Consider the following 25,255-nt stretch of genomic DNA (forward strand, 5'->3'; position numbering starts at 1 on the left):
CTTGAACGAGCCTCAAGCAGAAATCCGCATTGCCAGCACTTCACTCCTCAATCGGACCGGCGTCATCCAGAAAGTCCAGAAACGCCCGCACCCGCGCCGCCGAACGATCCTCGGCGGCATAAAGGGCATGGATATCCTCGCCGTCGCCGGGATTATAATCCGCTAGTATCTCGACCAGTCGCCCGGCCTTCACATCGCTTTCAACATGGAAATAGCCATGCCGGGCGATGCCGCAGCCCGCGACCGCCATCTGACGGACCACCTCGCCAGAATTGCCGAAGAACTTCCCCTCGACCGGCCGCTGCACCATGCGCTTGCCGATGCGGAAGGGCCAGCCGTCGACCGACCGGCGGAAACTGAAGCGCAGGCAGTCATGCCCGTCCAGATCGTCAGGTGTCTGCGGCGTCCCTCGCCGCGCCAGATAGTCCGGGCTGGCCACCAGCGCCATGCGGCTATGCCCCAGCTTCTTCGCGCGCAGGCTGGTGTCGCGCAGCGGTCCGATGCGGATGGCGATGTCGGCGCGGTCCCCAACCAGATCGACGATCGTGTCAGACAACGTCAGGTCGACGCTCACCGCCGGATAGCGCTCCGCAAAGCGCGGCAGGATCGGGATCAGCCGCTCGATCCCGAAGGAAGGCGACGCATTGACCCGCAGCAGCCCGCGCGGCTCATTGCGGTCCTGCCCCAGGCTGGCCTCGACATCCATCATGTCGCCGATCAGCACCGCCATCCGGTCGCGATAGGCCTGCCCTTCCCTTGTCAACGCCAGCGCGCGGGTCGACCGGCGGAACAGCAGCACGCCCAGCCGCTGCTCCAGCCGCGCGATCGACCGGCTGACCGCCGACGGCGTCAGCCGCAACGCCTTGGCTGCCGCGGCGAAGCTTCCCTCGCCTGCGACCATCAGGAACGTCTCTATGTCGCCGAAGCGGTTATCCATGACTTATTTTCACTTCTGAAATGATGAAGTGCGATCTAATCATCAATCGCGTAAATGCTATCTGATTGTCCAGTTCGCTGTCTCATTTTGTAAGGGAGCATCCCATGGACCTGAAACTTGCCGGCAAGAGCGCCATCGTCACCGGATCCACTGCCGGCATCGGCCTCGCCATCGCCAGACGCCTCGCAGAAGAAGGCGTCGCCGTCACCATCACCGGCCGCAGCCAGGCCAAGCTTGACGCCGCCGCCGCCGAAATCGGCACCAGCGTCAACGCCGTCCTCGCCGATCCCGCGACGGCGGAAGGCGCCGCCGCACTGATCGCCGCCGTCCCTGCGACCGACATATTGGTGAACAATCTCGGCATCTACGAGGCGAAGGATTTTGCCGACATCAGCGACGATGACTGGCATCACCTGTTCGAGGTCAACGTCGTCAGCGGCGCCCGCCTGTCCCGCCACTATTTCCCGAAGATGCTGGAACAGAATTGGGGGCGCGTGATCTTCATCGCCAGCGAGAGCGGCCTGCTCCCGCCTGCCGAGATGATCCATTACGGCATGACCAAGTCGGCCCAACTCTCCATCTCGCGCGGCCTCGCCGAACATACGCGCGGCACCGGCGTCACGGTCAACAGCGTCCTCCCCGGCCCGACGCGGTCGGAAGGGATCGTCGACTTCATCCGTTCGGTCGTCGACAACAAGGACGCGCCCGAAGCAGAGCGCGAAGCCGAGTTCTTCACCAGGCTGCGCCCGCTTTCGCTGATCAAGCGCCTGATCGAGGCGGACGAGGTCGGCGCGATGGTCGCCTATCTCGCCAGCCCGCTCGCCGCCGCGACCAACGGCGCCGCGCTGCGGGTCGAAGGCGGCATGATCCCGACGATCGCGTAACCGGCGCTCACAGTCCGTTCGCTTCGAGCGAAGTCGAGAAGCGCCCCGCGCTGCGCGTGCCTCGACTTCGCCCGACACGAAGGGAGCGAGGAACCAAACGCGATCCTTCTTACGGAAACTGGCCCTGTCGCTCGTCTCTTGTCCCCGCTAAGGACGAAAGATGAGCGACACGGACAGCCTCTCCCCGATCGAAGACGCCATGAACCGGGACGGCTACGCCCGCCTGCCCGGCGCGGAGCTGCTGGACCAGCTTGGCATATCCCATACGAACTGGGACGCGTTTGCCCGAAGCTGGGACGATCTTGGTCCCGATCTCTACATGGCCGATGGTGGCCGCTATCGCCGCCGCCGCCACGCGACGTTCCGCTGCACATCGGGCGCATTCGTCCGCCAGCCGCACCAGCCCCATTATCAGAGCCGCGACTATAATGTGCTGAACGGCGACGTGCAGCGCTGGTTCGATCCGGTCGAGGATGCGACCGTCGCCATGCCCGCCATGCAGGCAATCCTCACCTGGTGCGCCGACAGCTTCGATCCCGGCCGCAAAGGCGACTGGCATGTCGAACTCCACCAGTTCCGCATCGAGGCGAAGCCCGGCGAAAATGGCCGCCCGACCCCGGAGGGCATGCACCGCGACGGCGTCGACCGGGTGATGGTGATGCTGGTCGAGCGCCGCAACGTGCGCGAAGGCGTCACCCGCATCGGCGCGCCTGACGGTACGCCGCTCGGCGAGTTCACCCTGGTCCAGCCGGGCGACACGATGCTGATCGACGACCACCGCATCCTGCACGGCGTGACGGAGATCCATCCGCTCGACCCGGCGCACCCCGCCTGGCGCGACGCGCTGGTGGTAACGTTCGTGGCGAACTAACCGTGCTCCTGCGGAAGCAGGAGCCCAGGGTTCAACGTACAGCGCCTGATGGCCCTGGGTTCCTGCGTTCGCAGGAACACCATTTCGCTATTTCAGCAGCACCAGTTCCTCCGCCATGCTGGGATGCAGCGCGACGGTGTCGTCGAAATCCTGCTTGGTCAGGCCAGCCTTCACCGCAATGGCGGCCGCCTGCAAAATCTCCGGTGCATCCGGCCCGATCATGTGCAGCCCCACGACCTTGTTGGTCGTCGCATCCACGACCATCTTGTAGAGCGACCGTTCGTCCCGGCCGGCCAGCACATTCTTCATCGGCCGGAAGTCGGACGTATAGACCTTCACGGTGCCATATTTATTCTTCGCCTCCGCCTCGGTCAGACCCACGCCGGCGAGCGGCGGATGACTGAACACGGCTGACGGCACGCAGGCATAGTCGACCTTGCGCTTGTTGCCGCCGAACACGCTGTCGGCAAAGGCATGGCCTTCCCGAATGGCGATCGGTGTGAGTTGCAGCCGGTCTGTGACGTCACCCACGGCATAGATGCTCTGGCACGTCGTCTGGCTATAGTCGTCGACCTTGATCGCGCCCTTGTCGTCCAGTTCGACCCCGGCCGTCTCCAGCCCCAGCCCGTCGGTCATCGGCTTGCGCCCGGTGGCGAACAGCACCACGTCCGCCGCGACCGGATCGCCATCCTTGAAGCGGACGCAGAGCGTACCGTCCTCATTCTTCTCGATCCGCTCCATCTTCGCGTTGAAGCGGAAATTGATCCCCTTGGTCATGGAAATCTGAAGCAGCCGGTCACGAATCTGCGCGTCATAGCCGCGCAGCAGGTCGCTGCCGCGATTGACCATCGTCACATGGCTGCCGAACTGGTGGAAAATGCCGGCAAATTCATTGGCGATATAGCCGCCACCGACGATCACGATCCGCTTCGGGCATTCGTCCAGATGGAACACCTCGTTGGAGGTGATGCCATGTTCCGCGCCCTCCACTTCAGGGATCAGCGGCCAGGCGCCGGTCGCGACCAGGATCGTCTTCGCCGTCACCTCGCGCCCGCCGGCCAGCTTGACGCTATGCGGCCCTGTGATGGTCGCGCGCTCGCGGATCACTTCCACCTTGTGGCTGCTGAGCGTGTTGCCATAAAGGCCTTCCAGCCGATCGACCTCCGCCAGCACATTGTCGCGCAGGGTCGCCCATTCGAACCCGCATTCCGGCACGTCCCAGCCGAAGCGGCGCGCGTCCTTCAGATCCTCGGCGAAATGCGCGCCATAGATGAGCAGCTTCTTGGGCACGCAACCGCGGATGACGCAGGTACCCCCGACCCGATATTCCTCCGCCACAGCAACCTTCGCGCCATGCGCCGCCGCCACGCGCGACGCCCGCACGCCGCCCGAACCGGCGCCAATGACGAAAAGGTCGAAATCAAACTCGCTCATGCCTGCCTCCGCTCGGCGCATCGCGCGGAAAAACGGGTACCGGTTTTCCGCCCAAGCGATGCGCCATCAAAAAGTTGAGGCGGGATATGGCGGGTGAGGCACGGAGTTACAAATGGGAATATTCTTGCTGGTAGCAAAACCACCTCCGTTCGCTTCGAGCGTGTCGAGAAGCGTTTCTCGACTTCATCGCCGTTGGCGATGAAGTTTATCCTGAGCGCCTGCTGAAGGCAGGCAGTCGAAGGGCTCGAAACGAACGGCTGTTGTGGTTACTCCCCGCCCAGCGCGATGTCGATCAGCGCCATGGTCGACGGATCGAAGCCGGTCGGACCATCGGCCTCGATCGACTTGGCGATTTCCTTGCCCAGTTCGACGCCGAACTGGTCGAAGGGGTTGATGCCCATCAGCACGGCATTGGCGAAGGTGCGATGTTCGTAGAAGGCGATCAGCGCGCCGACCACTTCGGGGGTCACGTCATCGACCAGGATGGTGGTCGACGGCCGGTTGCCCGGATAGGCCCGTGCCGGGTCCGCCGCATTCTCCTTACCGCGCATCAGCGCCGCGCCCTGCGCGAAGCAGTTGACCAGCAACGCGCGGTGATGCGCCGCATCCAGCACATGACCCGGCTCGATCGAGGCGATGAACTCGACCGGGGTCAGGATCGTGCCCTGATGCAGCAGCTGGAACACCGCATGTTGCGCGTCGGTGCCGACGCCCCCCCAGGTGATCGGCGCGGTCGGCCCGTCGACCGGCGTGCCGTCGCGCTTCACGCTCTTGCCGTTGCTCTCCATCTCCAGCTGCTGGAGGTAGGAAGGCAGCAGCTTCAGCCGCTCGTCATAGGCGAACAGCGCGCGCGTCTGGCAGCCCAGAACCCGCGTATAATATTGGTCGACGAAGGCCGCGATCAGCGGCGCATTCTCGCGCGGATCGGACAGGCGGAAATGCCGGTCCATCGCCGCCGCGCCTTCCAGCAGGCTCTCGAACGCGTCCCAGCCCAGCGACAGCGCCGCCGGGAAGCCGATCGAGGACCAGAGCGAATAGCGCCCGCCCACGCTTTCCGCGAAGGGCAGGATGCGGGTTTCGTCCACGCCCCATTCGATGGCCTTGTCGGGCGCAGCCGTCAGCGCGATGACCCGGCCATAGGGATCCTCGACGCCCGCCTCGACCATCCAGTTGATCGCGCTGGCGGCGTTCAGCATCGTCTCGGTCGTGGTGAAGGTCTTCGACGCCACGGCGATCAGCGTGTAGTTGGGATCGAAGCTGTCGAGCGCCCGCTCCAGCGCGGTGCCGTCGACATTGGACACGATCGCCACGTCATAGCGGATGCCCTCGCCGTCCAGCGCGTCGATGATCAGGTCCGGTCCCAGCGCTGATCCGCCGATGCCGATATGCAGGATATGACGAATCTCGCCCAGCGCACCCGCTTCGATCGCATCGATGAGCGCGCGCATCCGCTGGTGCAGCATCTTCGCCTGCGCAACGCTCTGCGCATTACCCTCGCCCCGCTCGGCGGGATGTTCGGCGGCGCGGCCTTCGGTATTGTTGACCGCCTCGCCCGCGAACAGCGCATCACGCTGCGCGGCAAAGCCCTGTTCCTCGGCCAGCTTCAGGAAGCCGGCCATCAGGTCGTCGGTCAGATGGGTCTTGGACCAGTCGAACCGGATCGGCCCCTGGCTCAGCACCAGCTTGGACAGGCGGTCGGGATCGGTGGTGAAAATGGATTTGAGGTCTGCTTGCGGAAGCGCGGCGATGGCCGCCAAGGGACCGGGCAGTGCAGGGCTGGTCATGCAATATCCTCTAATGATGTTGGTCGAGATCGACGCTGCACCGGTCGATTCTCCCTCTGCTTAGACAGGTCCGGTGTGCAATGCACCATCCACCGTGCTTGACGCAGCCTTTAGGACACCGCAAAAGCCGCGACGGCCCCTTTTCGGGGCGAAACGAAGGAAAAGACGAACACGCATGAGCGCAAAATCCGAAACGCGGGATTTCCTATGGTTTCTCGCCAAGCTGGGCCTGTTCGTCTTCATCCTGCGCAGCTTCATCATCTCGCCCTTCAACATCCCGTCGGAATCGATGCAGCCGCGCCTGCTGATCGGCGATTATCTGCTGGTCGCCAAATGGCCCTATGGCTATTCGCGCTATTCGCTGCCCTTCGGTATCCCGCTGATCCCCGGCCGAATCCTGGCCTCCACGCCCGAACGCGGCGACGTGGTGGTGTTCAAGGCGCCGCCGAACCAGAAGAACGACTATATCAAGCGCGTCATCGGCCTGCCCGGCGACATGATCGCGGTGCGCGGCGGGACCGTCTATCTGAACGGCCAGGCCATTCCCAAGCAGAAGGTCGCCGACCTCGTCATCCCGGTGACGCCCAACATGGTCGACGCCGCCGCCAAGGAAGGCAGCGCCTCCCCCTGCTATCGTCCCGATTTCGAGGAACCCGCGTCCGGCGGTGGCAAGCAGTGCCGCTACCCGCAGTTCCGCGAGACGCTGCCGGGCGGCAAGAGCTACAATGTGCTCGACCTGCTGCCCGACGGCGCGGCGGACGATCGCGACACGGTGCTGGTGCCGCAAGGCCATCTCTTCATGATGGGCGACAATCGCGACCGCAGCGCCGACAGCCGCTTCCCGGCGGTCGAGGGCGGCGGCATCGGCCTGGTTCCGGAAAAGAATCTCGTCGGCAAGGCGATGATCTCGGTCTTCTCGACCGATGGCAGCGCCAACTGGCTGCTCCCCTGGACCTGGTTCACCGCCGCGCGCTGGAGCCGGATCGGGGAAGGCTTTTGAGCTTGAGTTCGCATAGGCCGGACACGGATGGCTGGCTGAAGGAACTGATCGGCCGCGCCCCGAAGAACCGGGCCGCGTTCGAACAGGCGCTGACCCATGGCAGCGCCAAGGCGGTCAATTATGAGCGGCTGGAATTTCTGGGCGACCGCATCCTGGGCCTGCTGATAGGCGAATGGGTCTATGAACGCTTCACCGATGAACCCGAAGGCAAGCTGTCCCGCCGCTACAATGCGCTGGTGTCGGGCGAAACCTGCGCGGAGATCGCGCGCGGGGCCGGCGTGCCCAAACATCTGATCCTGGGCAAGCAGGCGCGTGACGACGGCGCGGCCGACAGCGACAATGTGCTGGGCGACGTGATGGAGGCGCTGATCGGCGCGCTCTATCTGGAGGGCGGACTGGAAGAAGCGCGCGCGCTCGTCCGCCGCCTCTGGGGCAACCGGGTCGACACCCAGACCAGCGCCCCGCGCCACCCCAAATCCTACCTTCAGGAATGGGCCGCCGCCAACAAGCGCAAGCCCCCCGAATATGTCATGACCGACCGCTCTGGCCCACAGCACGCGCTGCGCTTCACCGTGACCGTCTCGATCAAGGGCGCAGGCGAAGCAAGCGCCACCGGCGGGTCGAAACAGGAAGCGGAAACGGCAGCGGCCAAGGCGCTGCTGGAGAAGCTCGCAGGCTAAGCGAAATTTATGCTATGGCGCGATCCTGCATTTCGCGGGCTGGCCACGCATTTGAACGGATGGAATGAATTTGACGGTTGATATGGAATCCCAGCGCTGCGGCGTCGTCGCGATCGTGGGTGCGCCCAACGCGGGCAAGTCGACGCTGGTGAACGCGCTGGTGGGGCAGAAGGTGGCGATCACCAGCCCCAAGGCGCAGACCACGCGCACCCGCGTCATGGGCGTCGCGATCGAAGGCGATGCGCAGCTCGTGCTGGTCGATACGCCCGGCATCTTCGCGCCCCGCCGCCGGCTCGACCGCGCGATGGTGCAGGCCGCCTGGGGCGGCGCGCAGGGGGCCGATCTCATCGCCCTGATCGTCGACGGCAAGGCCGGCCTTGGTCCCAAGATGGAACCCATCATTGAGGCTTTGGTCCACCGCCCCGAACGCAAGTGGCTGATCCTCAACAAGGTCGACATCGCGATCAAGGAAAAGCTGCTGGTCCACACCCAGAAGCTTTACGAGCGCGTCGGCTTCGAGGAGACCTTCTTTATCTCCGCCCAGACCGGTGATGGCCTTGCCGAACTGAAGACCGCCTTCGCCAACGCCATGCCCGAAGGCCCGTGGCACTTCCCCGAAGATCAGGTGTCCGACGCCACCGACCGCATGCTGGCGGCGGAAATCACGCGGGAACAGCTCTATCACCAGTTGCATGCCGAACTCCCCTACGCGGCGGCGGTCGATACGGAGCAGTATAAGGAACGCGACGACGGCTCCGTCGAAATCCACCAGCAGATCCTCGTCGCCCGACCGACCCAGCGCGCCATCGTGCTGGGCAAGGGCGGCCAGCGCCTCAAGGAAATCGGCTCGAAAGCCCGCGCCGAACTGGCCAACCTCCTGGGCGTCAAGGTCCACCTCTACCTGCACGTCAAGGTAAAGGAAGACTGGGAAGACGACCGCTTCATCTACCGCGACATCGGCCTCGACTGGGTGGACTGATCCCGCCCTGACGGAATGGACGGGAGGGCGATACATTCCCCTCCCGAAACATTCACCCACGCCCGGTCGTTGAGCCACCATGCTCAAGACGATCATCGTGGCCGCCCGCGACCGGGACCGGCTCGCCGACATCACCGCCATCGCCACGCGCTTCGGCCTCGACATGCTGCTCGCCCGGCTGGGGCTGGCAAAGAACGGCAATCCGGAAACCAAAGACGCACCCGATCTCCCGGCTCGCACGCGCCAGGCGCTCGAAGCGCTCGGCCCGACCTATGTGAAGCTGGGCCAGATACTCGCCACCCGCGCGGACCTGCTTCCGCCAGGCTGGATCGCCGAGTTCGAGAAGCTGCACAGCAGCGCCCCGACGCTCCCCTTCGATATCCTTCGCCCGCGCCTCGAAGAAGCCCTTGGCGAACCGCCCGAAACGGCCTTCGCCCGTTTCGATCCGGTCCCGCTCGCCGCCGCCTCCATGGCGCAGGTGCACCGTGCCATGCTGCATGACGGGCGCGAGGTGGTGGTGAAGATCCGCCGCCCCGGCATCCGCAAGGCGATGCAGGCGGACCTGCGCCTCATCACCCACCTCGCCGGCATCGTCGAAGCCAGCAGCCGCGAAGCCCGCCGCTTCCAGCCGCAGGCGCTGGTGAAGCAGCTGCTCGATACGGTGCTGGAGGAACTGGATTTCACCAATGAAGGCCGCAACGCCGACCGGCTACGCGAAGACCTGACCGCCAATTCTGCCGTCGTCGTTCCGGCAATCCACTGGCGCTTCAGCAGCGAAACCGTGCTGGTGATGGACTATGTGGAGGGCATCCCGCCACGCGACGGCGACATGCTGCGCGCCGCCGGCATCGACCCCGCGGCCATCGCCGACCTCGGCGCCGCACTCGTCCTCGACATGGTGCTGGTCAACGGCCGCTTCCATGGCGACCCGCATCCCGGCAATCTGCTCTGCCTGCCCGGCAACCGCCTCGCCCTGCTCGACCTCGGCCTCATCGGCCATGTCAGCGCCCGGCGGCAACAGGAATTTCTGGCCTTCATCCTCTCCCTCCGTTCAGGCGACGCGCAGACACTGGCCGACACGCTCATCATCTGGTCGCAGGGCAACACGCCCAGCCGCGTGTCCATCCTCTCCGCCGCCGAACAACTGGTCGCCCGCCATGGCAGCGGCCCGCTGGTGCTGGGGCAACTGGTCGCCGATTTCTTCCCGCTGCTGCGCAAGGAAGGCCTCGTCCTGCCGCCTGACCTCGCCCTCATCTTCAAGGCGCTGATCACCATGGACGGCGTGCTGGGCGCGATCCAGCCGGGATTCGACCTGTCCGATGCGCTGCAAAAGGCGCGCGGACGGCTCGTGATGAACCGCATCGCGGCGGCCCATGCTCCGGAAAAGACGGTCGCCCTGCTGCTCGAACTCTCGCGGATCAGCGACGATGCGCCGCGCCTGCTCCGGGCGCTTACCCGCAAGCTGGAAGATAAAGACAGCCGCCATGGCCTTTCCGACATAGCCTTGCTGAAGGCCGCGAAATGGCTGGCAGCGGCAATGGTGGCCACCGGGATCATCATCGCCGGCGCAATCATGCTGAGCTGAAATGGGCTCCTGCTTTCGCAGGAGCACCAATTGCCACTTACTCCGCCGCCTCAGCCTTCTTCTTGGCGGGTGCCTTCTTGGCTGCGGGCTTCTTTGCAGCTGCGTCCTTCTTGGGTGCAGCTTTTTTCTTCGCCGGCGCCTTCTTGCCCTTCTTGGCAGGTGCAGCGGCCGCGCGCGCGTCGATCAGTTGCGCCGCTTCTTCCAGAGTCAGCGCATCCTGCTCGATCGTCTTGGGCAGGGTGGCATTGGTCGTGCCGTCGGTGACATAGGGACCATAGCGGCCCGCCATCAGCTTGATCTCCGCCTCGGTGCGCGGATGCTTGCCCAGCACCTTGAGCGGCTCGCGCGAGGACGACCCGCGCCCGCCCCTGTTCGCGGCATCGGCCAGCTTCGCGACCGCCATGTTCATACCGACCTCGAAAATCTCCGCGGTCGATGACAGGCGGCCATATTTGCCGTCATGCAGCAGATAGGGACCGAAACGGCCGATATTGGCGACGATCGGCAAGCCCGTTTCCGGGTGCAGGCCGACTTCGCGCGGCAGGCTCAGCAGCTTGATGGCCCAGTCGAGGGTCATCTCGCCATCGGGCAGATCCTTGGGGATCGACCCGCGCTTGGCTTCCTTGCCTTCGCCCATCTCGATATAGGGGCCGAAGCGGCCGGATTTCTTGACGATGTCCTGCCCGGTCTCGGGATGCTGGCCCAGCACTTCCGGCCCGGTGTCCTCGCCATCCTTGCCGCCCGGCTGGCCGAACTTGCGGGTATATTTGCACTCCGGATAGTTGGAGCAGGCGACGAACGCGCCGAAGCGACCGCCCCGCAGCGCCAATTGCCCGTCGCCGCACATCGGGCAGGCACGCGGGTTGCTGCCGTCCGCCTTGGGCGGGAACAGCATCGGCTCCAGAAACTTGTCCAGCTCCGCCGTGATGTCGGACGGCTTCTGCTCCATCACCTCGGCGGTCTTGGGCTTGAAGTCCTTCCAGAAGGCTTCCAGCACTTCCTGCCACTGGGCGCGGCCGCCGGAAATCTCGTCCAGTTCGTCCTCAAGACCAGCGGTAAAGTCGTAAGACACATAGCGTTCGAAGAAACGCTCCAGGAAAGCCGTCACCAGCCGCCCGCTCTCCTCGGCGAAGAAGCGGTTCTTCTCGATCCGCACATAGTCGCGGTCCTTGAGCACCTGAAGCGTCGAAGCATAGGTGGACGGACGCCCGATCCCCAGCTCCTCCAGCCGCTTCACCAGCGACGCTTCCGAAAAGCGCGGCGGCGGCTGGGTGAAATGCTGCTCGGCCGTCACCTTCTTCTTGGCCGGGGCGTCGCCCTGCGCCATGCGTGGCAGGATCTTGCTGTCGTCGTCGTCGCTGTCGTCGCGGCCTTCCTCATAGAGGGCGAGGAAGCCGGGGAACATCACCACCTGCCCGGTGGCGCGCAGGGCGTGCTGGCCGGTGCCGTCGACCAGATCGATCGTGGTCCGCTCCAGTCGCGCCGACGCCATCTGGCTCGCCAGCGCGCGCTTGAAGATCAGGTCGTAGAGGCGCGCATGATCGCCGGACCCCACCTTGTCGCGGCCGAATTCGGTCGGACGGATGGCCTCGTGCGCTTCCTGCGCATTCTTGGCCTTGGTCTGATACTGGCGCGGCTTTTCGGGCAGGTAGCCGCCGTCATAGCGATCCGCGATCGCCTTGCGCGCGGCGGAAATGGCGCTGCCGTCCATCTGCACGCCGTCGGTACGCATATAGGTGATCGCGCCGTCCTCGTAGAGTTGCTGCGCGATCCGCATCGTGTGGCTGGCGGAGAAACCCAGCTTGCGCGCGGCCTCCTGTTGCAGCGTCGATGTGGTGAAGGGCGGCGGGGGATTGCGGGTGAGCGGCTTCGTCTCGACCTTGTCGACGGTGAAGCGCCCGGCCTCCACATCGGCCTTGGCCGCCATGGCGTCACCTTCCTTGCCGATGGTCAGGCGGTCGATCTTCTCGCCCTTCCAGCGGACGAGACGCGCGGTGAAGCCCTGCCCGCCCTGCTCCATCTCGGCCGCGACCGACCAATATTCTTGAGCGCTGAAGCTTTCGATCTCGCGCTCGCGCTCGACCACCAGCCGCAACGCGACCGACTGGACGCGGCCCGCCGATTTCGCGCCGGGCAGCTTGCGCCACAGCACCGGCGACAGGGTGAAGCCCACCAGATAGTCGAGCGCACGGCGCGCCCGGTATGCGTCGATCAGATCCTCGTCCAGCGCGCGCGGCTTGGCCATCGCGTCCAGCACCGCCGCCTTGGTGATCGCGTTGAACGTCACCCGGTCGACCGTCTGCGGCAGCGCCTTCTTGGCGCGCAGCACTTCCTGCACATGCCAGCTGATCGCTTCCCCTTCGCGATCAGGGTCAGTCGCCAGGATCAATCGCGTCGCCTTCTTCGCCTCGTCGGCGATGGCCTTGAGCTGCTTGCCCTTGTCGCCATAATTTTCCCACTGCATGGCAAAGCCCGCATCGGGATCGACCGACCCGTCCTTGGCCGGCAGGTCGCGGATATGACCGTAGCTGGCGAGGACATGGAAATCGCCGCCCAGATATTTCTCGATGGTCTTCGCCTTGGCCGGCGATTCGACGATGACAAGCTGCATTCAGGCCCCGATTTGGAAATCTCTCACGTACACGCGCGAGTGTGGATGGTCGTGATTGGTCACGTCAAGCTGTGGCCGATGTAGGCAAGAGACTGGGCCGGCGCCAGTGATTTGCTCGCGTGATCTGCTCATCTCGCACTCACTCGCCCCCCGGCCAGCCGATCCAGCCGGTCGGCCAGTTCCAATTCCAGCAGCACCGTCTGCACCACCGCAGGCGACAGGCCCGACAGGCGAATGACTTCGTCCACCGGCACCGGCGCCACTCCCAGCAACGCGATCACCGTCGAACGATCCTGCTCCACGACGTCGCTCGACACCGGCTCGCCGATGAAGTCGAAGCTGCCCTGCCGGACCATGCGCGGATCGAAGCCGCCGATCGCTTCCATGATGTCCGCACCATTCTGGACAAGGATAGCGCCCTCGCGGATCAGCGAATTGCAGCCCTGCGCCCGCGGGTCGAGCGGCGATCCCGGCACCGCCATCACCTCGCGCCCCGCCTCGCCAGCCAGCCGCGCGGTGATGAGCGACCCGGACTTGGGCGCCGCCTCCACGACCACCGTGCCGAGCGCCAGCCCGGCGATGATCCGGTTGCGCGCCGGGAAATGGCGGGCGAGCGGCTGGACGCCGGGCGGATGCTCGGTGACGAGCAAGCCCGCATCCGCGACCTGCCCCTGCAAATCCCTGTTTTCCGGTGGGAAAACCACGTCGATGCCGCTGGCGATCACGCCGATCGTACCGCTTTCGATCGACCCGCGATGCGCCTCCGTATCGATACCCCGCGCCAGCCCGGATACGACGACCGCGCCGCGCTGCCCCAGTTCCTGCGCCAGCATCCGCGCAAAGCGACACGCCGCCGCCGACGCATTGCGCGCGCCGACCATCGCGACGCAGGGCTTCACCGCCAGCCCCACATCGCCCCGCACGATCAGCGCGGGCGGCGCGCCGTCCATCTGGTCGAGCAGCGCGGGATAATCGGCATCGCCCATCAGCAGGTAACGCGCGCCCAGCGCCCGCGAAGCGGCAATCTCCCGCTCCACCGCGCCGGCATCCGCAACGCTCGCCTTGCCGCCACCACGCGCGGCGAGATCGGGAATGGCGCGCAACGCTTCCCCCGCCGTGCCGAACCGAGCGAGCAATTGCCGATAGCTGACCGGGCCGATCCGGGGAGAGCGGATAAGCCGCAGCCGGTCGAACCGCTCACGCTCGCTCATTCGGTGGAAGCGCCCTTGGACTTGCCGACCTTGGGTTCCTCGCCCTTCATCAGCCGGGCGATATTGGCGCGATGCCGCCACAGTACGATCAGCGCGAGCGCAAGGCTGACCGGCACCAGGTCGATCCGCCCGAACACCCACATGGCGATCGGCGCGCTCACCGCCGCTGACATGCCGCCGACCGACGACCATTTCGTCCCGAACAGCGCGCCCAGCCATACCAGCGCGAAGACGATCCCGGCGGGCCAGTACATCGCCGTCACCACGCCCATCATCGTCGCCACGCCCTTGCCCCCGGCAAAGCGCAGCCAGACCGGATAGCAATGGCCGATAAAGGCCATCGCCCCCGCCATCGGCCCACCGCCGTCGACCAGCGCCGCGCCGATCAGCACCGCCGCCGCGCCCTTCAGCAGATCGAGCAGCAACGTCGCCGCCGCCAGCCCCTTGCGCCCGGTGCGCAGCACATTGGTCGCACCGATATTGCCCGACCCGATCTTGCGCAGGTCGCCCGCGCCGGTGAAGCGCGTCAACAGAAGGCCGAAGGGGATGGAACCGAGCAGATAGCCCAGCACCAGGACGAAAGCGGGAAGAAGCCAGGGAGGTGTCATGAAATTCGCCGATAAAGCGTTTTCGAAGCAGGTGGAACACCTGCTGCCTCGGAAAACGCGGAAAATCAAAAGACCAGAGCAGGACAGCCGATACAATCGGCTGTCCTGCTCTAAAAGTTGCGCGCGACCATAGCGTGACAGGCGCACAGAGCAATGGCCAAGCGTGATCGCACGATTGTGCCCGGCCATAACTTGATTTGGCATGTCGTTCGTCTAGGTTTTCCGAACTGCTATCCCCGAACCACCGGAGCAGCCATGCCCGCCAGTCAAAAGCCGGATCTCATCGACACTTTCTTCCGCTCCTGGACCAGCATGGCGCTGGCGCCCCAGAAGCTGATGCAATCCTTCAACAATGGCTGGTCCTTCGCCAATCTGACGATCAACGGCCACAACAGCAGCGCGCCCGAAACCGAACAGGCGATCGTGGCGGTCGAAAGCTATGGCCGCCAGATCGGCAAGCTGCTCGACGCGGTAGAGGCGTTGGTTCAGCGCCAGTCGGACGCGGGCACTCACGATGCCTTCACCGAACTGGCGAAGTTGAAAAGGCGGATCGATCAGGTGAAGCACGACATGGCGGTCAGCCGCATCGATCAGTTGCGCGGCGATCTCGACCTGCTCCGTCAGTCCGAAGCGGAGGACGACAAGGCAAAATATGAAGCTTGCCTCGCTGCCCTGCGGCAATTGCTCGCAGATCTGCCCGCGTCGGTCCGCTGAGCGCCCAGCGGCCGCCTATCGGACCCGCGCCGGATTGCCCACCACGGTCTTGCCCGCGGGCACATCCCGCGTGACCACGCTGCCAGCCCCTACCACGGCGTCGTCGCCGATGGTCACGCCGGGCAGGATGATCGCCCCGCCACCGATCCACGCATTGCACCCGATGCGGATCGGCCTGCCCCATTCGATACCGGTGGCGCGCTCGGCCGGGTCGCGCGGATGGTCGGCGGTCAATATCTGCACCCCCGTGCCGATCTGCGTCCCGTCGCCGATCCTTACCTCGACCACATCCAGAATGACGCAATTGAAGTTCAGGAACACGCCGTCGCCCAGAAAGATGTTGAAACCATAGTCGCAATGGAAAGGCGGACGGATCGTCGATCCGGCTCCGACCGCACCGAGCCTTTCGCGCAGCAGCGCATCCCGCTCAGGCGGCAGGGTGACGTTGAACCGCCGCATCCATTCCGCCGCCGCCAGTTGATCGGCGATGATCTCGGGGGCGTTGGCATGATAGGGTTCGCCCGCGATCATCTTCTGCTTCATGCTGCGTTCGGTCATCATCGCCTCCTGGATCAGGCGGGCGAGGTGGCAGGCGGAGCGCTGCTTTGCAAGCACCGCCCGTTGACAGCCTGATCCCATGTCGCGACACAGGCGCGCATGACGGTCGCACCAGACGCTCCCATCCTCTTCTTCGATTCCGGCGTGGGGGGATTGTCCATCCTGGCGCCGGCCCGCGCGGCGCTCCCGAACGCGTCCATCGTCTATGCCGCCGACAGCGCCGGCTTCCCCTATGGCACGAAGAGCGAGACGGAAATCGCCGCGCGCGTGCCCACCCTGCTCGGCCGGTTGGTAGAGCGCTATCGCCCGCGCCTTGCCGTCATCGCCTGCAACACCGCCTCGACCATCGCGCTCCAGCATGTGCGCGCCGCGCTCGACATTCCGGTCGTGGGCACCGTCCCGGCGATCAAGCCCGCCGCCCTACTGTCCAAAAGCCGCGTCTTCGGCGTACTCGGCACCGACGCCACCGTGCGCCAGCCCTATGTCGACCGGCTCGCCGCCGAACATGGCGCGGACTGCATCGTGCTGCGCCACGGCTCGGCCGCGCTCGTCCAGCTTGCAGAAGCCAAGCTGCGCGGCGAAGCGCTCGACCCGGCCATCGCCCGCGATGCGCTCGCCGGCCTCATCGATCAGCCCGGTGGCGACCGGATGGACATGGTCGTCCTTGCCTGCACGCATTTTCCATTGGTGGAACAGGAACTTGCCGCTGCCGCGCCGCATCCGATGGGCTTCGTCCACGGCGGCGAAGGCATCGCCCGGCGCATCCTCCATCTGACGCAGGGCCAGTCCTGGCCCGAAGCCCGGTCGCCGGGTACCGCCGTCTTCACCCGGATCGACGAACGGCAGGAAGCGCTGCGCCCCGCGCTCGCCACCTATGGCCTGAACAGCATTGAGGCGCTGTGATGCCCATGGGCCATTTGTCCAATTGGCAATTGCCTCTATCAGTCTGATAAGGATTTCCACTTGGACTTGCGAGCGGTTATCGCTGGAAAAGACGGACGCGCATGGGTAAATGCATCATCACGGGCAGAGGATAACGCAGCGGCAAAAGAACGCGCGAAGAAACGGGAAGACAGGCGTAGTGAATTACAAGCACATCTTTTCGCAGGCGATCGACCGGCTCCACAGCGAAGGCCGCTATCGCGTGTTCATCGACATCCTGCGCAACAAGGGTGCGTTTCCCAACGCACGCTGCTTCCACGGCCATAACGGTCCCAAGCCCATCACCGTCTGGTGCTCCAACGACTATCTCGCGATGGGCCAGCATCCCAAGGTCGTCGCCGCCATGGAGGAAGCACTCCATGATGTCGGCGCCGGCTCTGGCGGCACCCGCAATATCGGCGGCAACACCCATTATCATGTCGACCTGGAAGGCGAACTGGCCGATCTGCATGGCAAGGAAGGCGCCCTGCTCTTCACCTCGGGCTATGTCTCGAACGAAGCGACGCTCTCCACACTCGCCAAGCTGCTGCCGGGCTGCATCATCTTCTCGGATGAGTTGAACCACGCCTCGATGATCGCGGGCATCCGCAATTCGGGCTGCGAAAAGCGCGTCTTCCGCCACAACGACGTCGACCATCTGCGCGAACTGCTTGCCGCCGAAGACCCAGACGCGCCCAAACTGATCGCGTTCGAGAGCGTCTATTCGATGGACGGCGACATCGCGCCGATCGCGGCGATCTGCGACCTCGCCGACGAATATAACGCCCTCACCTATTGCGATGAAGTCCATGCCGTGGGCATGTATGGTGCGCGCGGCGGCGGCATTTCGGAACGCGACGACGTCGCCGGTCGCCTCACCATCATCGAAGGCACGCTCGGCAAGGCGTTCGGCGTCATGGGCGGCTATATCGCGGCCGACCAGATGATCATCGACGTGATCCGCAGCTATGCACCCGGCTTCATCTTCACGACATCACTCTCGCCCGTGCTGGTCGCCGGCGTGCTGGCGAGCGTGCGTCATCTCAAGGGTTCGAGCGCAGAGCGCGAAGGCCAGCAGGCATCTGCCGCGCTGCTCAAGCGCCTGATGGCCGAAGCCGGCCTGCCGGTCATGCCATCGGTCACGCATATCGTGCCGCTGATGGTCGGCGACCCGGTCAAGGCCAAGCGGATCAGCGATATCCTGTTGGCCGAATATGGCGCCTATGTGCAGCCTATCAACTATCCCACCGTCCCCCGCGGCACGGAACGCCTGCGCTTCACCCCCGGCCCGGCCCATACCGAAGAGATGATGCGCGACCTGGTATCGGCGCTGGTGGAAATCTGGGACCGGCTGGAACTGGAATTGGCCGAGCGTCGGGCAGCCTGACCCCGCAAGGGCGCGCAATCGTCATACGCGCCTGATGCTTCATTTGCAGCTCGGCGCGGTCATTCCCTGTTGAGCGGATTTGGCGCAAAGCAGGATCGGCCGCGTGTCGATCAACTTGAGCGATCGCACCATCTTCTCGGTGGATGTCTTGTATTTCAGGAAATGCGGCGACTTGATATGCGCCTCATAGGCAGAGCGGCTGGCATAGACTTCCAGCAACCGTATCTGGGTGGGATCGTCGGCGATCGCCACCGAATGCAGCATCAATACGCCGGGTTCTAGCCGGACCGACGATTCCTGTTCTTCGGCAAGCATAGCTTTGTAGGCATCTAGTTGGGCAGGTTCGATCTCCAGTTCGGCGATGCGCACCATAGGCGTCGGCTCGGCCTGCCCGGCCGCTTGCTCTTGCCCCGCAATAAGCGTGATAGCGCCGATGGTGGCGACTATATTCCTCATCTTTTCCATCCTTGATGGTCGTCGTCCGCGCAGCGTCAAGCCTATATGAAGAATCACCGCTTGCCATGCTAGCCTAAAGCCCTAACTCCAAAGCCCCGTTTCCATACGCGCAGCGCGTTGCGCCATCTGCTATTCTCCCGCCGCATTCGTCCGGCCGCAGAGTCGGGCGTCCGGATCGCGCTGCGTTGGATCGGACACAGGTTGCGCGCTCCAGTTTTTGTTTTCGCATCGGTTTAAGCGCAAAACCGGTCCCCACTTTTGCGCACGATGCTCCAGCGGGAGAAGCGCAGCCATGGCCGCACCGATCGACGAAGCGAAACTGAACGCCTTTGTGGGCAAGATGCTGGGCGACCTGGGCGGCGCGATGAGCGTGCCCACGGTGCGGCTGGGCGTCCGGCTCGGCCTGTTCGATGCGCTGGCGACCGGGCCGGCCACCTCCGCCGAGTTGGCGCAGCGCGCCGGCGGATTGCATGAACGCTATGTCCGCGAATGGGCAATGGCGCAGGCGGCCAATGGCTATGTCGATTTCGATCCGGCCAGCGGCCAGTTCAGCCTCTCGCCAGAACAAGCGATGGTCTTTCATAATGCCGACAGCCCGGTTTATCTGGTCGCCGCCTATGAAATGGTCGCCGCCATGGTCGAGGCGGAACCCAAAGTAGAGGAATGTTTCCGCAACGGCACCGGCGTCCGCTGGGGCGACCATGCCGGCTGTCTCTTCTGCGCGACCGGCGCCTTCTTCCGCCCCGGCTATGTCAACAATATCGTGCAGGCATGGATACCCGCGCTCGACGGCGTGGAGGCCAGGCTGCACGCGGGTATCAGGGTCGCGGACATAGGCTGCGGCGTCGGCTTCTCTACCCTGCTCATGGCGCAGGCCTATCCGCAGAGTCGCTTCACTGGCTATGACTTCCATGCCCCCTCCATCGAGGAAGCCCGCCGTCACGCGCAGGCACACGGCCTCGCCGATCGGGTAGAGTTCGAGGTCGCGACCGCAAAGGACGTTCCGGGCCGCGATTTCGACCTCGTCACCATGTATGACTGCCTGCACGACATGGGCGACCCGCGCGGTTGCGCGAAGCATATGCGGGACATCCTCGCCCCGAACGGCAGCTGGATGATCGTGGAGCCGATGGCGGGCGACCGGCCGCAGGACAATCTCAACCCGGTCGGACGGCTCTATTACAATGCCTCGACCATGATCTGCGTACCGACCTCGCTCGATCAGGAAGTCGGCGAAGGGCTTGGAGCGCAGGCCGGCGAGCCGAAACTGACCGAAGTGATCCGCGACGGCGGCTTCACCCAGGTCCGGCGCGCGGCGGACGGGCCGTTCAACATGGTGCTGGAAGCGCGCTGACGCCCTGCTGTCCTACAGGGCATTGCTCTGCTAAAAGAAGGGTTGGTTCCGGCGGTCGATTGCGTAAGAAGATTTCCAGCATTTGTCATAAAATAACAAGATTTGCGGGAAATGTGCGAAGTTAAGCGTGCATTTCCCTACAAATCCAACATCAGACCCGGATCAGCCCGCCCCGCACTGCATAGCCGCGATAGAGCGTCCGGCTGTGCGGAAAGCCGCCCATGTCCTGCGCCAGCCGCTCGATCGCCGGCTTCAGTTCACGGCGCGGCGACACATGAAAGCGCCCCAGCCATCCGAACAGTGCCCGCCGCCACAGCACCGGCAGTTCATCCTGCTGACCGAAGTCGACAATCTCCAGCTTGCCGCCTGGCGCCACGCAGCGCGCCGCCTGCGCCAGCGCCATTTCCCATTCGGGGATCATCGACAGGGCATAGCTGATGAACACCCGCTCGAACTTCGCACGGCCGAACAGCGCCTCCGCGTCGAAACCGCACGCATCGCCCTGCGCCAGCGCCACGCGATCGCCCATGCCAACCTTCGTCACCGAAGCCCGCGCCGTGTCCAGCATCGCCTCGCTGATATCTACGCCGTAAAGATGCGCGCCCGGCCAGGCCTTTCCCACCGCGATCAGGTTGCGCCCGGTGCCGCAGCCAATCTCCAGCACCGCGCCGCCCGCGGGCGGATCGAGGTCGGCGATCAGGCCGTCGCGCCCCAGCAGATAATATTTGCGCGTAAGGTCGTAGATATGCCGCTGGTAGCGATAGACGCCGTCCATCAGCTGCCGGTGCCCGCTCACAGCTGGTCCTTCAGCACATAGAGATGCACGCCGCCATAAATGGCCGACCGGTCCCTCGCGGTATAGTCGAGCGACTCGTCCGCGCGATAATCCCAGCGGTCGAGCACATCATCGACCACCCGGCCCGGCAGGATGCTGGGTTCGCCCGCGGTGCGGAACAGCACGCGCGCGCCGGGCTTGGCCGTCCGCGTGATCTGCGCCCAGATCGCGTTCAACTGTTCATCGTCCATCCAGTCCTGCGCGTCGAGCAGGATATAGCGGTCGCATGATGCGTCTGGCTGACTCGCAAGAAAGTCAGTGAAATTGACATGCCGCACATCGACCCGTTCGGCCCGCGCGCGCACCGCGTCATGGTTCGCCGCCTGGAGATAGGGCGGCAGCGGCCCTTCGGCTTCCCCGCCCTTGGCTGCATAGCCCCGGCCAAAAGCCTGCACCGCGAAATAATTGTCCTTCAGGTCGAAGTCGCAGGCCAGCTTCTTGAGCCGCGCCTTCAGCACATTGTCCATCCGATCGTCGCCGGCCAGCGCCTCGAACTGCGCTGGCGGGATGCCGAGGCCGAAGAGCGAAGCGGGCTGGCTGGTCAGCCAGCGCACGAACCCCTTGTCGAAGATCGGCGCCAGCTCGCGCTCGAAAATCTCGACCTGCTCCTCGCGGCTCTGCGCGTCCAGCATTCGCTTGGGGTTCACGCCATGCACCCGCGCCAGCAGATGTGCCGCGCCGATGAAGCGACCCAGCAGCCCATGCTTGTAGATGCCTCGCGCGAATCCGCCGATGCGGCGACGACCGATCATGTCGCGCCCTTCCCAATAGCGCCGCGTTGCCTCGTCCAGATGCGGTGCGACGAGATCACGATAAGCCGCGACATTGGCCTTGTTGTCAGCCTGCGCGAAGAAGCGGTGGAAGGCGGCATGATCGGGCAGCCTGCGCGCCGCCATCAGCTTCAGCTTGTTGAGTGCGATATGCGCGGTGTTGAGGTCGACCGCCGTGATCTTCGCCGGGTCGGCGGTCAGGTAGGACAGGACGTTGCAGCCACCCGACGCGATCGTCACCACATGGCTGTCGGGCGTGATCGCCAGTGCTTCCATGTCGACCGCAGGGTCTTCCCAGATCTGGGCGTAGACCAGGCCACGAAAGGCGAAGGTGAAGGCCCGTTCCAGCAGCCCCTGCTTCGACAGGTGACGGTGGCGATGTACCGCGTTGGTGATCTTCTTGTGGCCGATATCATTGGCTGTCACTGCCATGGCACACTCCTCGCTGCCGGGTCGTTCGGCCGCCGATAGGGCAATGGCATGTCGGCTGCGTGACGCACGGGTTACGCCATGATGACTCCTCTTGCGGAACCATGACGTCCTTTCCCATCTTGTGCAGTCGATGGCCCACTGGATCGAACCGCACCCCACCGGCATCTATGTCCGCCCCGCCGATGCGTGGATCGACCCGTCGCTGCCGCAGGAGCGCGCGCTGGTGACGCACGGCCATGCCGACCATGCGCGCGGCGGCCATGGCCATGTCTGGGCGACGCGCGAGACGTTGGCGATCATGGCGCTGCGCTACGGCACCGCCAGCGGCACGGCGGTCGGCTATGGCGAAGAGGCGCGGATGGGCGGCGTGACGATCCGCTACGTCCCCGCCGGCCATGTCCTGGGATCGGCGCAGATCGTGCTGGAACATGCGGGCGAGCGCGTCGTCGTCACCGGCGATTACAAGCGTCGCCCCGACCCGACCTGCAAGCCGTTCGAGCCGGTTCCCTGCGACATCTTCGTGACGGAGGCGACGTTCGGCCTGCCCGTCTTCCGCCATCCCGACACGGGCAGCGAGATGGACCGGCTGCTCGCCGCGCTCCACGCCAACCCCGATCGCTGCGTGCTGGTCGGCGCCTATGCGCTGGGCAAGGCGCAGCGGGTCATCTGCGAACTGCGCGCGCGCGGCCATCATGACCCCATCTATATCCACGGCGCGCTGGAGCGAATGTGTGCCCTCTATCAGGAGTTTGGTGTCGACATGGGCGAATTGCGCCCCGCCACCGGCGTCCCGGCAAAGGATATGCGCGGCCATATCGTCCTGTCGCCTCCCTCCGCCCTCAACGACCGCTGGAGCCGCCGCCTGCCCGATCCGATCACCGCTATGGCATCCGGCTGGATGCGGGTGCGCCAGCGCGCCCGGCAGAAGAATGTCGAACTGCCGCTGGTGATATCCGACCATGCCGACTGGGACGAACTGACCGACACGATCCGGGAAGTCGCACCGACCGAAACATGGATCACTCATGGGCGCGAGGAAGCGCTGCTCCACTGGTGCATGACCCACCAGATCCGCGCCCGCGCGCTCGCTCTGGTCGGCCGCGAAGACGAGGATGAGGGATGATGGCTCCCTTGCCCATGAGAACCGTTCGTTTCGAGCGAAGTCGAGAAACGCTCGCATCATCCTTTCCGCTTCTCGACTGCGCTCGAAGCGAACGGAGGTAGGGATGCGTGCCTTCTCCCAACTCCTCGACGGCCTCGTCTACACCCGCTCGCGCAACGGCAAGCTGGACCTGATCGCCGCCTATATGCGTGACGCGCCCGATCCGGACCGCGGTTGGGCGCTTGCCGCGCTGACGGGCAATCTCGACCTGAAGGCGGTCAAATCCTCCGCCATCGGCGAGATGATCCGCGCCCGCACCGATCCGGTTCTCTACGAAATGAGTCGCGATTATGTCGGCGACCTCGCCGAAACCGTCGCCCTGCTCTGGCCCAAGCGGGAGGACCAGCCTGCCGAACTGGACGATGGATCGCTCAGCCTCTCCGCCGTCATCGACCGCCTGCACAGCGTCAGCCGTGCCGCCGCGCCGGACGCGCTGGCACAGATGATGGATCATCTCGATTCCTCCGGTCGCTTCGCGCTGCTCAAACTCGCCACCGGCGGCCTGCGCGTCGGCATCTCCGCCCGCCTTGCCAAGACCGGCTTCGCGCAGGGCTTTGGCCTCGACGTCGATGATGTGGAGCAGGTCTGGCACGCCCTTGCCCCTCCTTACGCCGCCCTGTTCGACTGGGCCGAAGGCCGCACCACCCGTCCCGATCCCGAAGGCACGCCCTATTTCCGTCCCTTCATGCTAGCCCATCCGCTGGAGGCCGACAGCGTCGACCTCAACGACTATGCCGCCGAATGGAAATGGGACGGCATCCGCATCCAGATCGTCGGGACGGGCAAGGAAACCCGCCTCTACAGTCGAGCCGGCGACGATATCAGCGGCAGCTTCCCCGAAATCGCGCAGGCCTTCACCGGCCATGCCGTGCTGGACGGCGAACTGCTGGTGCGCGGCGAATTTCAGGGCGGAGAGGCCGCCAGCTTCAACGCCCTTCAACAACGGCTCGGGCGCAAGGCCGTGACGGCCAAGATGATGGCCGACTATCCCGCCTTCGTCCGGCTCTACGACCTCCTGATCGAGGGCGACGACGACCTGCGCGCGCTCCCCTGGGAACGGCGCCGCGCCCGGCTGGAAGCCTATATGCCGCAGATGGCATCCGACCGCTTCGACCTCTCGGCCGTCATCGACGCGCCCGACTTCGAGACGCTCGCCGACATCCGCGCCGGCGCGCGCGACGCCGCGATCGAAGGCGTCATGCTCAAGCGTCGCGACAGCCCCTATGTCGCCGGGCGCAAGGCCACGCTCTGGTATAAATGGAAACGCGATCCGCTGACCGCCGACTGCGTCATGATGTACGCCCAGCGCGGCCATGGCAAACGCTCCTCCTTCTATTCCGACTACACATTCGGCTGCTGGACCGAAGACGGCGAACTGCTGCCGGTGGGCAAAGCCTATAGCGGCTTCACCGACGAGGAATTGAAATGGCTCGACCGCTTTGTGCGGGGCAACACGGTCAATCGCTTCGGCCCGGTGCGGGAGGTGGAAAAGACGCTGGTGCTGGAAGTCGCATTCGACAGCATCCACGACAGCAAACGCCACAAATCCGGCCTCGCCATGCGCTTCCCCCGCATCGCCCGTATCCGCAAGGACAAGCCCGCAGCAGAGGCCGATACGGTGGAGGGACTGCGGAAATTGGTCAGCTGATCACGGCACCCAGCCCGGCAATGCCGCCGCCTGCCTGATCCATTCGACCAGTTGCGCTTTATCCACCCTTTTCTCCTCGAACAGATGCAGGTAGCGCGTCCCCTCGCTCTTTGACGCCACCGGCGGCATCGGATCGAGCGACGTCCCGGCAAAGAAGGCGATCTTGATATAGCGCGTCATGCAATGATAGCTGAGGAACCAGCCCTGCCCCTCGACGCCGTAGAAGGGCGAGTTCCACTTTACCGCCTTCTTCACGTCCGGCACCGTCCGCACGATCAGCGCGTCAAGCCAGCGCCCCGCCCCATGCTTCCAGCCCGGCATCGCGGCGATATAGGCCTGAACCGGCGCATCGCCATCGCCCTTGGCGATCTGCGGATTGCCGCCTGACAGCAGGCGCACATTCTTGTCGCTTTCAGCCATTCCGTTCTCCTGCG

Annotated in this window: 23 protein-coding genes; 12 read left to right on the top strand and 11 right to left on the bottom strand. The window is 64.9% G+C overall.

The window, feature by feature from the left end; all coding sequences use genetic code 11:
* Positions 1 to 40 precede the first annotated feature (40 nt).
* Positions 41 to 937, bottom strand: coding sequence for a LysR family transcriptional regulator (locus VMR39_RS04915; protein WP_325414892.1), 897 nt, complete (start codon positions 935 to 937; stop codon positions 41 to 43).
* A 104-nt stretch (positions 938 to 1,041) separates the two neighbouring features.
* Between VMR39_RS04915 and VMR39_RS04920 the strand changes: the two genes are divergently transcribed.
* Both VMR39_RS04920 and VMR39_RS04925 read left to right on the top strand, forming a co-directional pair.
* Positions 1,042 to 1,821 (top strand): SDR family oxidoreductase, encoded by a 780-nt coding sequence (locus VMR39_RS04920; protein WP_325414893.1) that lies wholly within the window; start codon positions 1,042 to 1,044, stop codon positions 1,819 to 1,821.
* Between the two features lie 160 nt (positions 1,822 to 1,981).
* Entirely contained in the window at positions 1,982 to 2,692 is a 711-nt protein-coding gene (locus tag VMR39_RS04925; RefSeq protein WP_325414894.1) for a 2OG-Fe dioxygenase family protein, read from the top strand.
* 87 nt (positions 2,693 to 2,779) lie between these two features.
* Here the strand turns inward: VMR39_RS04925 and gor are convergent, their stop codons facing one another.
* A complete protein-coding gene (gor, locus tag VMR39_RS04930) occupies positions 2,780 to 4,126 on the bottom strand; it encodes a glutathione-disulfide reductase (RefSeq protein WP_325414895.1) in 1,347 nt (448 codons plus the stop codon).
* A gap of 266 nt (positions 4,127 to 4,392) precedes the next feature.
* Complete coding sequence (gene pgi / locus VMR39_RS04935) at positions 4,393 to 5,910, bottom strand: glucose-6-phosphate isomerase (protein WP_325414896.1); 1,518 nt, start codon at positions 5,908 to 5,910, stop codon at positions 4,393 to 4,395.
* 175 nt (positions 5,911 to 6,085) lie between these two features.
* Here pgi and lepB point away from each other — a divergent pair, with 175 nt between their 5' ends.
* From lepB to VMR39_RS04955, 4 genes are all read left to right on the top strand, one after another.
* Entirely contained in the window at positions 6,086 to 6,910 is an 825-nt protein-coding gene (gene lepB, locus VMR39_RS04940; RefSeq protein ID WP_325414897.1) for a signal peptidase I, read from the top strand.
* A 2-nt stretch (positions 6,911 to 6,912) separates the two neighbouring features.
* The gene (gene rnc, locus VMR39_RS04945) at positions 6,913 to 7,590 is read left to right on the top strand and encodes a ribonuclease III (protein WP_414712459.1); all 678 of its coding nucleotides are present in this window, start codon (positions 6,913 to 6,915) and stop codon (positions 7,588 to 7,590) included.
* Positions 7,591 to 7,654: 64 nt separating this feature from the next.
* On the top strand, positions 7,655 to 8,569 hold the full coding sequence (gene era, locus VMR39_RS04950) for a GTPase Era (RefSeq protein ID WP_414712460.1): 915 nt from the start codon (positions 7,655 to 7,657) through the stop codon (positions 8,567 to 8,569).
* Positions 8,570 to 8,648: 79 nt separating this feature from the next.
* Positions 8,649 to 10,154: an ABC1 kinase family protein gene (locus VMR39_RS04955; protein WP_325414900.1), complete on the top strand. Its 1,506-nt coding sequence runs from the start codon at positions 8,649 to 8,651 to the stop codon at positions 10,152 to 10,154.
* A 37-nt stretch (positions 10,155 to 10,191) separates the two neighbouring features.
* Here VMR39_RS04955 and topA read toward each other — a convergent pair whose 3' ends face one another.
* The 3 genes from topA to plsY all read right to left on the bottom strand — a co-directional run bounded on the left by topA (position 10,192) and on the right by plsY (position 14,584).
* Positions 10,192 to 12,765, bottom strand: coding sequence for a type I DNA topoisomerase (gene topA, locus VMR39_RS04960; protein WP_325414901.1), 2,574 nt, complete (start codon positions 12,763 to 12,765; stop codon positions 10,192 to 10,194).
* Between the two features lie 128 nt (positions 12,766 to 12,893).
* Positions 12,894 to 13,976, bottom strand: a complete 1,083-nt coding sequence (dprA, locus tag VMR39_RS04965) for a DNA-processing protein DprA (protein WP_325414902.1) — start codon at positions 13,974 to 13,976, stop codon at positions 12,894 to 12,896.
* Positions 13,973 to 14,584, bottom strand: coding sequence for a glycerol-3-phosphate 1-O-acyltransferase PlsY (gene plsY, locus VMR39_RS04970; RefSeq protein WP_325414903.1), 612 nt, complete (start codon positions 14,582 to 14,584; stop codon positions 13,973 to 13,975). The genes dprA and plsY overlap by 4 nt, the downstream gene beginning before the upstream one ends.
* A 255-nt stretch (positions 14,585 to 14,839) precedes the next feature.
* Between plsY and VMR39_RS04975 the strand changes: the two genes are divergently transcribed.
* Positions 14,840 to 15,298 carry a hypothetical protein gene (locus VMR39_RS04975; RefSeq protein ID WP_325414904.1) on the top strand — a complete coding sequence of 153 codons (459 nt, stop codon included), beginning with the start codon at positions 14,840 to 14,842 and terminating at the stop codon, positions 15,296 to 15,298.
* A 15-nt stretch (positions 15,299 to 15,313) separates the two neighbouring features.
* Here VMR39_RS04975 and VMR39_RS04980 read toward each other — a convergent pair whose 3' ends face one another.
* Positions 15,314 to 15,856, bottom strand: coding sequence for a sugar O-acetyltransferase (locus tag VMR39_RS04980; protein WP_325414905.1), 543 nt, complete (start codon positions 15,854 to 15,856; stop codon positions 15,314 to 15,316).
* Between the two features lie 99 nt (positions 15,857 to 15,955).
* On the opposite strand from VMR39_RS04980, the gene murI reads away from it, so the two are divergent.
* Both murI and hemA read left to right on the top strand, forming a co-directional pair.
* On the top strand, positions 15,956 to 16,759 hold the full coding sequence (gene murI / locus VMR39_RS04985; protein WP_325414906.1) for a glutamate racemase: 804 nt from the start codon (positions 15,956 to 15,958) through the stop codon (positions 16,757 to 16,759).
* A gap of 178 nt (positions 16,760 to 16,937) precedes the next feature.
* Positions 16,938 to 18,164 (top strand): 5-aminolevulinate synthase, encoded by a 1,227-nt coding sequence (gene hemA, locus VMR39_RS04990; protein WP_325414907.1) that lies wholly within the window; start codon positions 16,938 to 16,940, stop codon positions 18,162 to 18,164.
* Between the two features lie 39 nt (positions 18,165 to 18,203).
* Here hemA and VMR39_RS04995 read toward each other — a convergent pair whose 3' ends face one another.
* Complete coding sequence (locus tag VMR39_RS04995; protein ID WP_325414908.1) at positions 18,204 to 18,659, bottom strand: putative quinol monooxygenase; 456 nt, start codon at positions 18,657 to 18,659, stop codon at positions 18,204 to 18,206.
* Between the two features lie 253 nt (positions 18,660 to 18,912).
* On the opposite strand from VMR39_RS04995, the gene VMR39_RS05000 reads away from it, so the two are divergent.
* Entirely contained in the window at positions 18,913 to 19,974 is a 1,062-nt protein-coding gene (locus tag VMR39_RS05000) for a class I SAM-dependent methyltransferase (protein ID WP_325414909.1), read from the top strand.
* 151 nt (positions 19,975 to 20,125) lie between these two features.
* Here VMR39_RS05000 and VMR39_RS05005 read toward each other — a convergent pair whose 3' ends face one another.
* Entirely contained in the window at positions 20,126 to 20,770 is a 645-nt protein-coding gene (locus VMR39_RS05005; RefSeq protein ID WP_325414910.1) for a class I SAM-dependent methyltransferase, read from the bottom strand.
* Complete coding sequence (locus tag VMR39_RS05010) at positions 20,767 to 22,011, bottom strand: DUF3419 family protein (RefSeq protein WP_325414911.1); 1,245 nt, start codon at positions 22,009 to 22,011, stop codon at positions 20,767 to 20,769. The genes VMR39_RS05005 and VMR39_RS05010 overlap by 4 nt, the downstream gene beginning before the upstream one ends.
* Positions 22,012 to 22,141: 130 nt before the next feature.
* Between VMR39_RS05010 and VMR39_RS05015 the strand changes: the two genes are divergently transcribed.
* The gene (locus tag VMR39_RS05015; RefSeq protein ID WP_325414925.1) at positions 22,142 to 23,134 is read left to right on the top strand and encodes a ligase-associated DNA damage response exonuclease; all 993 of its coding nucleotides are present in this window, start codon (positions 22,142 to 22,144) and stop codon (positions 23,132 to 23,134) included.
* Positions 23,135 to 23,237: 103 nt separating this feature from the next.
* Entirely contained in the window at positions 23,238 to 24,821 is a 1,584-nt protein-coding gene (locus VMR39_RS05020; protein ID WP_325414912.1) for a cisplatin damage response ATP-dependent DNA ligase, read from the top strand.
* Here the strand turns inward: VMR39_RS05020 and VMR39_RS05025 are convergent, their stop codons facing one another.
* On the bottom strand, positions 24,822 to 25,241 hold the full coding sequence (locus VMR39_RS05025) for a DUF1801 domain-containing protein (RefSeq protein WP_325414913.1): 420 nt from the start codon (positions 25,239 to 25,241) through the stop codon (positions 24,822 to 24,824). It abuts the gene before it with no gap.
* Positions 25,242 to 25,255: the final 14 nt, after the last annotated feature.

This window comes from Sphingobium sp. (assembly GCF_035511395.1).
GTDB lineage: Bacteria > Pseudomonadota > Alphaproteobacteria > Sphingomonadales > Sphingomonadaceae > Sphingobium.